The 13,199-nt window shown below is 44.8% G+C and carries 13 protein-coding genes; 1 reads left to right on the forward strand and 12 read right to left on the reverse strand.

Features of this window, described 5'->3' with window-relative positions; genetic code table 11:
- Window positions 1-13: 13 nt before the first annotated feature.
- From tnpB to gnd, 11 genes are all read right to left on the reverse strand, one after another.
- Complete coding sequence (gene tnpB, locus BM101_RS11250) at window positions 14-1,114, reverse strand: IS200/IS605 family element RNA-guided endonuclease TnpB (RefSeq protein WP_093399866.1); 1,101 nt, start codon at window positions 1,112-1,114, stop codon at window positions 14-16.
- A 644-nt stretch (window positions 1,115-1,758) separates the two neighbouring features.
- Window positions 1,759-2,400: a bifunctional 4-hydroxy-2-oxoglutarate aldolase/2-dehydro-3-deoxy-phosphogluconate aldolase gene (locus BM101_RS11255; RefSeq protein ID WP_087033706.1), complete on the reverse strand. Its 642-nt coding sequence runs from the start codon at window positions 2,398-2,400 to the stop codon at window positions 1,759-1,761.
- A gap of 32 nt (window positions 2,401-2,432) precedes the next feature.
- Entirely contained in the window at window positions 2,433-3,500 is a 1,068-nt protein-coding gene (uxuA, locus tag BM101_RS11260) for a mannonate dehydratase (protein ID WP_087033707.1), read from the reverse strand.
- Window positions 3,501-3,523: 23 nt separating this feature from the next.
- Entirely contained in the window at window positions 3,524-3,970 is a 447-nt protein-coding gene (locus BM101_RS11265) for a PTS sugar transporter subunit IIA (protein WP_087033708.1), read from the reverse strand.
- A gap of 87 nt (window positions 3,971-4,057) precedes the next feature.
- Window positions 4,058-4,939 (reverse strand): hypothetical protein, encoded by an 882-nt coding sequence (locus BM101_RS11270; protein WP_087033709.1) that lies wholly within the window; start codon window positions 4,937-4,939, stop codon window positions 4,058-4,060.
- A 90-nt stretch (window positions 4,940-5,029) separates the two neighbouring features.
- Window positions 5,030-5,533 carry a PTS system mannose/fructose/N-acetylgalactosamine-transporter subunit IIB gene (locus BM101_RS11275; RefSeq protein WP_087033710.1) on the reverse strand — a complete coding sequence of 168 codons (504 nt, stop codon included), beginning with the start codon at window positions 5,531-5,533 and terminating at the stop codon, window positions 5,030-5,032.
- A gap of 30 nt (window positions 5,534-5,563) precedes the next feature.
- Complete coding sequence (locus BM101_RS11280; protein ID WP_087033711.1) at window positions 5,564-6,433, reverse strand: PTS system mannose/fructose/sorbose family transporter subunit IID; 870 nt, start codon at window positions 6,431-6,433, stop codon at window positions 5,564-5,566.
- Window positions 6,434-6,464: 31 nt separating this feature from the next.
- Entirely contained in the window at window positions 6,465-7,289 is an 825-nt protein-coding gene (locus tag BM101_RS11285; RefSeq protein ID WP_087033712.1) for a PTS mannose/fructose/sorbose/N-acetylgalactosamine transporter subunit IIC, read from the reverse strand.
- A gap of 3 nt (window positions 7,290-7,292) precedes the next feature.
- Window positions 7,293-8,396: an iron-containing alcohol dehydrogenase family protein gene (locus tag BM101_RS11290; RefSeq protein ID WP_087033713.1), complete on the reverse strand. Its 1,104-nt coding sequence runs from the start codon at window positions 8,394-8,396 to the stop codon at window positions 7,293-7,295.
- 15 nt (window positions 8,397-8,411) lie between these two features.
- Window positions 8,412-9,416: a D-isomer specific 2-hydroxyacid dehydrogenase family protein gene (locus tag BM101_RS11295; RefSeq protein ID WP_087033714.1), complete on the reverse strand. Its 1,005-nt coding sequence runs from the start codon at window positions 9,414-9,416 to the stop codon at window positions 8,412-8,414.
- Between the two features lie 6 nt (window positions 9,417-9,422).
- Entirely contained in the window at window positions 9,423-10,325 is a 903-nt protein-coding gene (gene gnd / locus BM101_RS11300) for a phosphogluconate dehydrogenase (NAD(+)-dependent, decarboxylating) (protein WP_087033715.1), read from the reverse strand.
- 335 nt (window positions 10,326-10,660) lie between these two features.
- On the opposite strand from gnd, the gene BM101_RS11305 reads away from it, so the two are divergent.
- Complete coding sequence (locus BM101_RS11305; protein ID WP_087033716.1) at window positions 10,661-11,524, forward strand: MurR/RpiR family transcriptional regulator; 864 nt, start codon at window positions 10,661-10,663, stop codon at window positions 11,522-11,524.
- A gap of 109 nt (window positions 11,525-11,633) precedes the next feature.
- Here the strand turns inward: BM101_RS11305 and BM101_RS11310 are convergent, their stop codons facing one another.
- Window positions 11,634-13,157 (reverse strand): pyruvate kinase, encoded by a 1,524-nt coding sequence (locus tag BM101_RS11310; RefSeq protein ID WP_087033717.1) that lies wholly within the window; start codon window positions 13,155-13,157, stop codon window positions 11,634-11,636.
- Between the last annotated feature and the right edge of the window lie 42 nt (window positions 13,158-13,199).

The raw sequence follows: 13,199 nt of genomic DNA on the forward strand, positions 1-13,199 counted from the left end.
CATTGTTTTTCTCTTACTTGGCTAACGCCAAAAGGTTCATGCTGGCATTGATGTCCCGATCATGGAATGTGCCGCAATCCGGACACGTCCAGTCGCGGATATGCGGGGCTTTCTTGCCGTCCCGACGTCCGCAAGCGGAACAAAGTTGGGTGGACGGGTAGAACCTGTCCGCCTTGATGAGCGTTCGGCCTTTCCATTCGGCTTTGTATGTCAATTGCCGGCTGAATTCGAACCAACTGACATCCCCAATCGCTTTCGCAAGTTTGTGGTTCTTCATCATATTCGAACTCCGCAGCGTCTCGATCACGATGACTTGGTTTTCGTCCGTGATTTGGTTGGAGAGTTTGTGCAAGAAGTCCTTGCGTTGGTTCGCAATTTTTTCGTGTTTTCTTGCCACCACCAAGCGTGCCTTTTCCCGGTTCTTGCTGCCTTTTTTCTTGCGTGACAACGCCCTTTGGGCTTTCTTGACTCTCTTTTCAGACCGGGACAAACATTTCGGGTTCGCATATTTCACGGATTCCCCGGCATCGTTTGTGGTGATGGCGAAGTCAGAAATGCCCAGATCGATGCCGATTTTGTGTTCCGCCGGTATCCATTCGGGCGTTTCCTGTTCCACCAGAATGGAAATGAAGTAGTTGCCTGCCTTGTTCATGGAAATCGTACAGGACTTGATCAGCCCGTCAAAATCCCGGTGCTTTTTGATTGTGACGAAGCCGATTTTCGGCAGTTTGATTTTTCCGTCTTCGATGCGGATGTTTCCGCCCTGATTATTTGTGGTGTAGGACGCCTTTGACTTGTGCTTGGCTTTGAATTTCGGAAAACCGACTGATTTGTCGCGGAAAAAGTTCTGGTAAGCCTTATTCAGGTTTTGGCTGGCATTCGCCAAGGCCAAGTTGTCCACCTCTTTCAGGAACGGAAAGTCCTCTTTGAAGGACGTATAGGTCCTCGGCTTGATGCTTCTTAGCAGTTCTTTGTCGTCTTTGTATGTTTCGTAGATTTCTTTCCGGTCGGCCAACATTTGGTTGAAGATGAACCTTGCACAGCCGAAACAATTGACGAAATAGATTTTCTGTTCGCGATTGGGGTACAAACGGAACTGATAGGCTTTCAGCATGATACTCACCTCTACCTCTTTGGCTCCATTATACACCTTAGAACAGGCGTTCACCAAAGATAAAGCAAGGAAAAAGACCGTACCGCCTAACTCATGACTGAAGTCATAAGAGTGCGGCAGCACTTATTCAAGAGCATCTATCCTGAATTCCCGCCAGCACATAACCATGCAGGCGGCGAAGATTCAAGCAGCCTTTACTATTACCGAAGACTTTCTCAATGGGATCTTTGTTTCTATGATTACTCCCATTCGGTCATGGCATCCATCTTTCCGTTGGATAACAAAGCGAAGCAGCCATGATAACGCTTGGTTTTCTTCACAGCATCCCTTTTACAGTAAGCCGTGCGCCGAAAAATCGAAAAAATAGCCGAATACTCGCGAAATGAATCGCGGAGCACCCGGCTATTTTTGGTGGTAGAGCAACAACACCATCGTGCTATTACGCTGCTAAACTTAGCATGATTTGCTAAGAATCGTTTTTACAGCAGCCCTTTTACAATGCAATTGGTTTCATAACAATGATGCAACAACGAGCGGACGTCTGCCCCAAGCAAAGGTTCATTTTTATTTTTCCATCCATGTGCGCGCTCCAAACCACCCGAAAGCCAAAAGTGAAAAAGCTCACAATTCTGATCCGATACTTTCTAGGACCTCATTTTATCCACCAATGTTTTCAGTATTTTATCAGCTGTTTTGCCATCATCTTTTTTGATGGCTGATTCAGAAATGATAAAGGACCCGCCCACCGCTACTATGTGGTCATTTTGGATATATTCCATAAAGTTTTCTTCATTGATCCCGCCAGTCGGCAAGAACTTGACATCGTAGAAAGGGCCACTCAATGCATTGATCGCTTTCAGCCCGCCGTAAATATCCGCAGGGAAAAATTTCACCACTTTGATGCCATACTCCGTAGCGCGTTGAATATCGCCAGGAGTAGCCGTTCCAGGGAATACGGGGATATCCCGCTCGATACAGTACGCGATTACGTCCGGAACGATTGCCGGCGAAACGATGAACTTCGCGCCATTTTCAACAGCACTTTTCGCTTCCGCCAATGTCCTCACCGTTCCTGCGCCAACAATCAGCTCGCCAGACTGAGCTAATTTCTTGATGGCATCCAAGGCTAAGTTGCTTCGGAACGTCACTTCAATGAACCGTACCTCGTTTCTGACCAGAATCTCTTCCAATCGATCTAAACAGGAGAGATCCGTTGCAGTATAAAGAGGCAGCAATTTTGTTTCTTCGATTTGTCGATAAATTTCGTGTTCCATGTTTGCTAACATATTAGACTCCCACTTTCCGGCACAAGGAAAATTTATCCTTTTGCCTTCGTGATTGCTTCATGCAATCCTTGCAGATACGTAATGCCCATTGCGCGGTCGTACAACCCATAACCAGGCATTGCAACCTCGCCAAAAACAGTACGCCCGTGGTCGGGACGAATAACGCCGTCAAACCCGACATCCACTAAAGCTTTCATGATGGCGTACATATCCAATGAACCATCCGCGCTCAAATGTGCTGATTCCCTGAATTTGCGTTCTCCCAAAAATTCGACATTGCGGAAGTGAACAAAATTGATTCTATCACCGACTTCATGGATGATTTCAACCATATCATTGTTTGGTTCAGCTCCAAGGGAACCTGTGCAGAGCGTGAGTCCGTTGTATGGAGAATCCACAATGCTGAGGATCTTTTTCAGGTCGTGCAAATTCTTCGTGATGCGAGGGAAACCGAATAGTTCAAATGGCGGATCATCCGGGTGAATCGCCATCTTGACATCCATCTCTTCACATACTGGAATGATTTTTTTCAAGAAATAGCTCAAGTTTTCAAATAAGATTTCTTCCGTAACGCCTTCGTACATTTCTACCAATTTTCCGAATTTATTCAAGCGCTCTTCTTCCCAACCAGGCAGGCTGAAGCCTTTCGATTGGCTGTGGATCAGTTTGTACATATCAGCCGGTTCCATCTTGTCCACGACAGCTTGATCGTATACAAGAGAGAAACTGCCATCTTTGTTTTCATAGAACAAGTCTGTTTTTGCCCAACCAAAAATCGGCTTGAAGCTGTAGCAAATCATGCGAACGTCGCATTGGGACAAGTTCTTGATTGTCTGGATGTAGTTCTCAATGTATTGATCGCGTTCAGGCGTTCCCGCTTTGATTGCGTCATGGATCGCCACACTTTCGATCCCCAATAATTCAAGCTTTCCTTTTTCAACGGACTCTTTCAATTCTTGGATTTCAGAAACTTCCCACACATCACCAGGCATTTTTGTCAAAAGTGTGCCCACAACACCGTTAATTCCCGGTATCTGACGGACATATTTCAACGGAATCGTATCGCCCTTTTCTCCGTACCATCTAAATCCCCATTTCACTATACATCACCCTTTTCTTTTTTTTAAAAAGTATCGTCGTCCTCTGCATCATCGACCACCATGGATGCGTGCCAAATACTTATACTGGCCGTTCCTTGTTCCACCACTGCTTCAGCGGCTTGTTCGACTGGCGTTCCTAAGAGTTGATGGTTGATTGCTACCAATAACATCGGCAGATTTACCCCGCCGATGACGTAAACAGAATCTTGCAGTTCTTTCTCTAAACCATTTGTCACAAGAACCGATTGATTATATGGACTGGCGCTGATCAGGTCGACAAATACGATGACCCCTTCACCCTGGTTTACTTCATGAATGGCAGTTTTAATTTTTGTGCCTAATTCCTGCACGTCATCTCCTGGATTCAAATTCACCGTTGCGAGGTTATTGGTTGCACCAAAAATCACTTCCGCTGAATCTTTCAGTCCGTCGCTTAACGAACCATGTGTTGCAACAACGATTCCTAACATTGATAATCCTCCTTCGTTATAGAACAGGGTTTGAAAATAGATTATCCTTATGGTTCAGGCAAATATGCCTGGCCGTTTGATAACCACCTATTTACACAATTCCACAACTTTTTTTATGTTTTCCATATTTAAATTCTTTCCGTTCAAATCCGACTTATCCAGATAAAAGCGCGTTTTTTGTTCTTTTTCCGAAGTTTTTGCACTGAAGATAAAATTGATCCTTTGGTCTGACGACTGATGATCGATACTTAATGCCGATAATTTCGCCTTAGAAACATCATTACCGATTACATGCAGCGGTGCATCTGCGCCTACGCAATCCAAAAAGAAAATCTTCGCTTTCTTATTGCGAGGCGTACGCAATGCTTCCAAACCACTTTCACCAAAACTCCCTTCATCCACAAAAGCGAAGGCCGTTTTCTCTCCCTTTGCCTCGCTGATCATCGCCAACATAGCAAGAACAGACGAAGTATTTCGAATCAACGTCTTTCGGTTGGATAATCCCTTCGCGATCTTGCCTAACAAGTAGAAATAGACACCGTAAGCAAGAGCGATGAACAAGGTACTAACTGAGATCAAGTCAACCGCACCCGTTGCGTGTTGCATGTAAAGGAGCGTCCCGACAATTCCTACCAGAATCATCAAGATAGAGCTGACTATAATGAATCTGGTTGTTCGTTTTTCTTGTTCTTCTCGATCAAATAAAATATAAGGACCAAAATGTTGGATCGGCGTGTCATAATACGTGCAAATGATCTGTTCCGCTTTATCGATATCGCCAACGTAAACGTTCCTTGAAGCATATTTTTTTTGACGATTGTACTCGATCACTTTTACATCTTCCCGCATCTCAGAAAGATCCGTCACCAATGCCGAGAGAAACCGCTGTTTGCTCTTCTCAGTGCGACGTACACGATAAATGGACTGATATCGGAATAACCAATCTTTAAATTTTTCATTTTGCTGCATATTATTTGCCACCTGTCATTTTGGTCACTGCATTTCCCGCTGGAGAAAAGCAGCTATTTTTCAATAACTGCTTTTCCGGCAGGACTTATTTTATAAACCGAATTGCTTTAATACATCCGCTAAGCTGGTACTTGACGCAGATGGTGTTGCTTGGAAATAAATGTTTTCGACACCATACTCTTCGTTTAATTCTTTTAATTTCAGTGCATCCGCTTTGTTCAGATAAACTGATTTTGTGACCAAAATATCATCATCGCCTTTTTTAGCGATTCCACCGATGTTCAGATCCTTGATCGGAACACCATGTTTAACCAGGTTATAAATGCCCGTCACTGTTTTCGTGATCAAGATGCAGCTATATTCTTTAAATTTGAACTCATCCCAATAGAATTCGCACTTTTCTTCAGTCATGACAATTGTTTTTTGCCCGGTACGGCTGCCCGCACTCTTGTATAAATCTTTCATGAATTTATCTTTGGCAACAACATCATCCACTACAAAGATCGAATTGACCCCGTTTCTTTGAGACAATGTCAACATGACTTGACCATGGATCAGCCTCTCATCTACGCGCGCTAAATTTACAACTCCCATTTTTTACACTTTCCTTTCTTATTGACCTTTTTATAGAATACCTATGCCAGCCAGAACAATCAAAATCAACGTCAACCCTACTAATGCACGCGTTACCTTCAGACCTTTCTTGACGTAGAAGAAGTATACACCCAGAACAACAGCCAGCGGCAACATACCAGGCATTATCTTATCCAGTATTTCCTGAAGAACAAACGGCCGTCCTGAGATTGCAAATTTTAAGCTTGACGAAACTTTAACATAGTTTCCGGCTAAAATCCCCATCATAAACATCCCTAGAATAGACAACATTTCGATAACAGTCTGAATCCCAGCACTATGCATCACACCCGTTGCATTTTTACCTGTCTTGAATGCGCTTCGTGCAAAGAAGACGCCTAACAATACTTGGTAAAGAGCAAAAGCGACGAATGGGAACAAGGCGCCAATCGGGCTACCCATTTGTGCCCAAGGAACAGCGATAGCGATAAAAATGTATTGTACAGTCCCTGAGTCGATCGAATCGCCAATCCCTGCCAAAGCCCCCATTAAACCTGCTTTCGTATTGTACATCAGATCGTCAGTCATGGTAACTTCTTCGCCATTCACAATCTCTTTGGCGCGTTCTTGTTCCATCGAAGACATCAGCCCTGTGATGACTCCACCACCCCATGACAGTTGCGTATTGAAGAACAGCAATTGGCGTTTATAGGCGGCTCTTAATTGATCATCATCTTTGTACAGTTTGCGCAGAATCGGCATCATCGCATAAAGGAGCGAAGGCGCTAAATAACGTTCGAATGAGTGAGGGATTTCATTTGCCAAGTGCCAGCGTAAATAGGTTTTCGTAACATCTTTAACGGTTATTTCTTCTGGTGCTAACATTGTTTTTTCTTTAGCATCTAGATTAGCGTTTATCATTTTTTCATCTTCCTTTCAATTTGCATGCTTTTTAGAAATCGTCATCATCTTCGTCATCATACGCTACACTGCCTGCGGAAGCAGAAGATGTTTTTGCAGCTTGTCCCTTGCTTAACACGAAAATGGCTGCTATTAGAGCGCCAACAATGGCATAGGTTACCATCGTGATTGATAAGGAAGCTAATACAACACTCATCAAGTATGCTAACAAGAAGAAAACCATGTAGTCTTTACGGCCGATAACATAAATCGTTGTGGCAATACCGATAGCCGCTAGACCGCCACCAACAACTTCAAGAATATGGAACACAACCGTACCTTGAAGAGCGGTGATGACATCAGCAATAACTGGCGCGCCAAAGTACAAGGCAACGAACACTAACGGTACAAATAACAGGAAAGAAGCAATCGTTGGATAAACGATGATTGATCTTACGATTCCACCGTCATTCAAGTCTTCTACGGCTTTATCGGTATATTTACCCAAAAACGTATTGATGAAAAATCTGAATTGGTAAAGATAAGCACCCAATAAACCTACTGGTACAGCTACAGCTATTGCTGCTTCAGGCTGCAAGTTCCCCATCAAAGCAACCGGGACCGCGATCGCTGCTGCGATTGATGGTTCAGAAGGCATCGTTCCCCCTGGAGAGAAAACCCCCATATAAATCAGCTGAATCGCTGCTGTGATAATCATTGCTTGTGGAACGTTCCCCATTACAATACCTGCGACCAAACCCGTCATCAAAGGGGAAAAACGTAAAGTTAATGTTGCTCCCCCTAAAAATGCACGTGACATGACTGCCCCTACCCAAAGTGCAATTAACAAACTTTGCATTGCGGTAATATTTTCCATTGTTTATACCTCCGTATTTATATATTTTTCTAAATCTATTATTGCTTTTTTCAAGACTGCTTCATTGATCGTAATCGGCAATAAGTGCACTTTTTCTTTTCTGTCGATTAATGCTGCTATCTTATTCAGCGCATCTTCCGATAAAGGATACTCGCCCATTTCAGTCAATGATTTTGGCAAATGCAAGGTTTCGTACATCGGGATCAACTCATCAATGACTTGCCATTTCCCTTCCAGAGCCAATTGATAAAAAATACCATACGCCACTTTTTCACCATGCAAATAGTTGTGGACCCCCGGCAAATAGGCTGAAATGGCATCGTGAATGGCATGAGCGGCAGTATTACGGGCATATTTGTCGCCGAATCCCCCAACCAATCCTGCAACTCCGAAGATAACTTCAGATACCTTGATAAATTCTGTCGACACAATCCCCTTGCGCATATCTTCGATGGCCTTGATACCGTCTTCAGCTATGACATCCTTACAAATCCTTGCCGAATGGCGCGCCAGCATCAAAAAATTATTATCTTCAAACTGCGGCTGCTCCAATATCATATCGGATTCGTACCACTTCGCTAAGGTATCTGCAATGCCTGCGATAAAGAAATTTATCGGAGCATCGATGACCAGTGTGGGATCGGTAATCAAAAAAGCGGTTTGTCTTTTATAGTGTTCCGTTTTCCCTTCGGCTAGTCCGTTGTCTTTGTACATGACGGATAACGGTGCCCAAGGCGCACAATTGCTGGCCAGTGTCGGAACGACACCAAAAGGTTTTTTCGTTAAGGAAGCGACGTAGTACACTAAATCACACAGTTTCCCTCCGCCTACGCCGATAATAAAGTCGGCTTTGCTGTCAGCGACCAACTTGGCCAATCGCTCTCCTTCGTTATAGCTGCACTCACCGTTGTATTGCTCGTATCGGATCGTGAAGTCGTCATCCAAAAATTTCAGATAGGGGCTTGCTTTCTGCCACGAAATCGTGCCATGAACGATCAACACCCGTTTCGCTCCGTATTCATTCAGTATGTCAGGGATCATTTCCATCGCACCTTGGCCATACTTATAAAATTGCGGCCCAACTTTTACATTTACAGCTGTATCCAACTCTACACACCTCCGTCATTCTGTAATATAGGGACTGACTGATTGCATTACCCGTTGAGGCATCCTCCCTTCAACTATTGCTTCACAGTCGGAAACACATTTATCTCCCATCCCTTCGAGGCACTCCATTGTATAGGCGGATGTGTGGGGGGTCATGATGATATTCGGATACGCCAGGAAAGGATGATCACTGCGTCCCGGTTCAACTTCCAACACATCGGTTGCATAGCCAGACAATTTACCAGATTGGATTGCTTCGATGATTGCCGTTTCATCCACGAGTGCCCCACGAGCCGAGTTGGATAGGTAGACGCCGTCTTTCATTTTGGAAATCGTATCTTTGGAAATGATATGGTAGTTTGTATCGTTCAGACTGGCGCACAGGCAAATGATTTCAGCGCGTTCCAATAGTTCGTCCAATGTCACTTTTTCACCGCCAAAAATATTGATCTCCAACTCGGTTTTATTCGGATCGACTCCCAACACTTCACATCTGAAACCATAGTGCAATATTTCAACCACTCGGCTTCCGGTATTGCCGACACCGATTACGCCCACCGTTTTCCCGCATAACCCGTTGCCTATGAATTTGGCCCGGTTTTCCCAACCATCGTTTTTTACTTCTGCCGCCGACTCGGTTGTACGTCGCATCAAAGCAAGTAGATTGGTAACATTATTTTCGGCAACTGCATCGCGTTCGATTAACGGTGGGACAATTGCCACAACCGTACCATGCGCTTTGGCGGCTTCCAAATCTACATTGTTGTACCCGATCCCATGACGCGTAATCAACTTCAGTTCATCTTTGTGTTCAAAAAATTCACTTGTGAAAAACGGTGTCACACTCGCAATGATTATATTGTAGCCTTCTAGTGCTTCAGCCAACTCTTTCCCTTCGATCGAACTATCAAAATCGAAGCGAGCGACTTGTCCAAGTTTTCCCAACCTATCCAGATGCGCATCAAATATTTTCCCGAAACTGCTTGAATTGACGATCGCAATCTTATTTTCTTGAGTCATTGTGCTTTACTCCTCCACCGGAACAACTTGATGGCCACCGAATTCATTTCTCAATGAAGCGACGACTTTTGCAGAAAAACTGTCTTCCTCTTGTGTATAGTTGCGCATCATCAACGACAACGTGATGATGGGCGCAGGCACTCCCAATTCCAAAGCTTCTTCGACTGTCCATTTCGCCTCGCCGGATGCCGCCACAACACCTTTGATGGAACTGAGGTCAGCATCTTTGCGGAAAGCGGATTCACTTAATTCCATCAACCAACCGCGGATAACGGAACCGTTGTCCCAAACTTTAGCGACGTCTGCCAGATTGAAATCATACTTGCTTTCTTTTACTAATTGGAAACCTTCACCGATAGCTTGCATCATGCCATACTCAATCCCGTTGTGAACCATCTTCAAGTAATGTCCGCTTCCAGATCCCCCTGCATAAAGGTAGCCGTCCGTTATGGATATTTCCGCGAACACATCTTCCATCCCCTTAAATGCGCTTTCATTTCCTCCTATCATTAAACACGCGTTATTTCTTGCCCCCGACATACCACCGGAAGTCCCGACATCCAAGTAATGAATTCCTTTTTGTTGCGCTTTTTCCGCTCTCCTTACAGAATCCTTATAATTGGAATTGCCCGCTTCAATAATGATGTCATCAGCGGATAATTTTTCAACCAATTCGTCAACTACTGCCCCGGTGATGTCTCCAGCAGGCAACATCAGCCAACAAATCTTTTTACCCGAAAAGCTGTCCAACAGATCGTCCAATGACCCTTTTACCGCGACATCCACCGCAGCTGCATTTGCTCTTGCAGCATCATATGTATCGAAACCGAATACATCATGCGAATGATCCAATAAATTCAAAGCCAAATTCAAACCCATTTTGCCTAACCCGACAACTCCTATCTCCATGATAGCGCCTCCATATGTTTGATACCTTTATTATACGGAATATTCTATTTTTATCAATAGGAAAATGGAATATTTTTCTTTTTTTATTTCGAAAATCACTTGAGTTAATTGAATACTAAATTCAAAAATACAAAAAAACCCTTTAAATAAAGGTTCTTTAACGGAGGCCTCTTTAATTTTTGTGTCAAAAAAAAGAATATTATTCTATTTTTAAATTCTAGACTTGACTGACCTGTTCTTTTTTTGTTTAATAAATGGTATTATTAAACTATTCCGCTTCGATAATGTAACCGTTTTCCGGGTGTGGTAATAATTTGCTATAAGGAGGAAGGCCGATGAACCGAAATACAATAGCCATAAAAATAAAATCGATCTATCGAGATTTGAATGACCGGCAAAAAAAAATAGCGGATTTCATTATTGAAAATCCAGATGCGGTGATGCATGGAACGATCAGCACCATTTCCGATACGCTGGGCATAGCCGATTCCACTTTTTTCCGGTTTATCCAAAAATTGGGCTATGCTGGCATCCAAGAATTTAAAATCGCCTTGGCGAAGCCAGGGGAAAGTAACAATAACCCTTCCATCTATGAGCATGTCCAATCCAGCGACGATGAATTGACCATCGCCAGGACTGTATTCGATTCGAACATCAAGGCCCTGCAGGATACGAAGGATCTCTTGAATGCGGACTCCTTCAAGAAAGCTTCAAAAATCTTGAATGCCGCCCATTCGGTTTACTTCTTCGGCATTTCCGGATCAGGCGTGATCGCCTATGATGCTTACCACAAATTCCTCAGAGCACCGATAAAAAGTGAATTTAATTTCGACTATCACATCCAGCTGATGATGGCGTCAAAACTGACTGAAAATGATTGCGCTATCATCATTTCCCATTCCGGACTGACAAAAGAGACCATCCAATTGGCTAAAATCGTCAAGGAGAACGGCGGAAAAATCATCGTCATTACCAGTTACTCCCTTTCCGAGTTGGCCAAATATGCGGATGTCTGCTTCATCTCTACATCAGAGGAGATACAATATCGGTCCGAAGCCCTTTCTTCCCGGATAACACAGCTGAGCATCTTGGATTCCCTTTATGTCGCCTACATGTTCAACAATGAAGAAAAAGCCAACGAATCTTTGAAGAAAATAAGAAAAGCCATCACAAACGTAAAAAGCAAGCCAGACATTTGATGATCGAAACGAGACAAAAGAAAAGCGAGCGAAACGCTCCTTCCAAATTGCTGGGAGGAATGTTTCGTTCGCTTTTTCTGTTTCTTTACGTAAACAGCTTCATTTTTCCTTATTTCTTCGCTTTTTTCCAGGCTTTTTCCGCTATCTTGAGCGAACGCAGTTTGGCGGATTTTTTGGTTTGGTTATTTTGCGTTTGCGTCAAGATGGCGTCCAACAGCGTAATCGCTTCGTTCAGAAACTCACCTTTATTCAGCATCACGCATTCCGCCTGCCCCGCCATGGTCGCATCCGTCATTTCCGCCCGCGTCGGTATCCCTGTCTTCACCATGTTTTCCAACACCTGTGTGCTCCAGATGACCGGAATATGCGCAGCTTCGCAGATCCACAGAATCTCCTCCTGTAGTTCCGGCAGACGCAAAAAGCCGGCTTCAGCCGCCAAATCACCGCGCGCAATCATGATGGCCAGCGGATTTTTGCTTGCCGCAGCCACGATCAGCTCCGGCAAATGATCGACAGCCTTCACTGTTTCGATTTTCAAAACAAGGGGAATCGCCTCCGCTTTTTCTGCGTCCAGCAGTTCCGCCAGAACAGACTGGATGCTGCGGATATCGCCTAGGCCTTTCACGAAGGAAAAACCCAGCATATCGGCATTGGCCTGCACCGTCTGGATGTCCTGACGATCTTTCTGCGTAATCAGCGGTATTTCGATTGCGGTGTCGGGAAAGTTTAAGCCTTTTTCCGCCTTCACTTTTATGCCTTTCGTCTTTGCGGTCTTTTCGACCTGGACAATCACGCCTTCCGGCTTCCTTTCGACGACCTTGCCGTCCAGAGTCCCATCATCCAGGATGACGGCATCCCCCACTTTCAATTGTTGCACCAACTCTTCATTGTTGCAACGCAAAACGAGGGGCAGCTGCTGGTCGGCGGCAAACGCCGCTACGGCCGTCAAAAAGAAGGTATCCGCCACTTTCAGCCTCGGCTTTTCCATTGTGCTGATTACACTTCGAACCCGCACTTTCGGGCCGGCTATATCGAAATAGACTTTGCAGTTTTTACCCGTCTGTTTCTGGGCTTCCTGCAGGTTCGCCACCATCCGCTGCCACGTTTCCGCATCATCGTGGGCGCAATTGATGCGGGCGATTCCCATCCCACTTTCCAATAGACGCACAAGGTAATCCTTCTCTTCCGCCGCTTGGCTCGACAAGGTCACCATGATGCGGGTAGAGCGGTTCTTGGGCGTGGATCCTAGAATCAGATTGGCTTCATCAGTGAGTTTTTTCCTGCCGGGGAAATCTTCAATGGCGAACGGATATTTTTCGAGCTGCTTTACCTCCCCGGTCATCAAGGCCACGTTCCTGATGATGTTGTCCATTTGCGGCAACACTTTCGACTCCGCTCGGCCAAGCGAAGACAGACCCCAGTCGGATAACCGCTCCTGAAGCGGACGGACGTCCCGGCGACGCAACGCCAGATAATAAGCCAAATTTTTGGCGCTGACCTTGAAGGAAGTCCGTCTGACGGCCGGCTCCCAATTTGCATATAATGCATTTCCCTCTTCGAATACTTCGCGACGCAGTTGTTTCATGTCCGAATATAGTGCACGCAATTCTTTCCGTTCTTGCTTTTTCAACACATCCCACACCCTCACTTTCCATAAATCTCCCCATGAACCGCC

The sequence above is a fragment of the Trichococcus palustris genome (assembly GCF_900114465.1).
Lineage (GTDB): Bacteria > Bacillota > Bacilli > Lactobacillales > Aerococcaceae > Trichococcus > Trichococcus palustris.

Bases quoted from the DNA above. Each gene is read 5' to 3' on its own strand.
- tnpB (WP_093399866.1), bottom strand. From the start codon at position 1,114: ATGCTGAAAGCCTATCAGTTCCGTTTGTACCCCAATCGCGAACAGAAA.
- BM101_RS11255 (WP_087033706.1), bottom strand. From the start codon at position 2,400: ATGTTAGCAAACATGGAACACGAAATTTATCGACAAATCGAAGAAACA.
- BM101_RS11265 (WP_087033708.1), bottom strand. From the start codon at position 3,970: ATGTTAGGAATCGTTGTTGCAACACATGGTTCGTTAAGCGACGGACTG.
- BM101_RS11270 (WP_087033709.1), bottom strand. From the start codon at position 4,939: ATGCAGCAAAATGAAAAATTTAAAGATTGGTTATTCCGATATCAGTCC.
- BM101_RS11275 (WP_087033710.1), bottom strand. From the start codon at position 5,533: ATGGGAGTTGTAAATTTAGCGCGCGTAGATGAGAGGCTGATCCATGGT.
- BM101_RS11280 (WP_087033711.1), bottom strand. From the start codon at position 6,433: ATGATAAACGCTAATCTAGATGCTAAAGAAAAAACAATGTTAGCACCA.
- BM101_RS11285 (WP_087033712.1), bottom strand. From the start codon at position 7,289: ATGGAAAATATTACCGCAATGCAAAGTTTGTTAATTGCACTTTGGGTA.
- BM101_RS11295 (WP_087033714.1), bottom strand. From the start codon at position 9,416: ATGACTCAAGAAAATAAGATTGCGATCGTCAATTCAAGCAGTTTCGGG.
- gnd (WP_087033715.1), bottom strand. From the start codon at position 10,325: ATGGAGATAGGAGTTGTCGGGTTAGGCAAAATGGGTTTGAATTTGGCT.
- BM101_RS11305 (WP_087033716.1), top strand. From the start codon at position 10,661: ATGAACCGAAATACAATAGCCATAAAAATAAAATCGATCTATCGAGAT.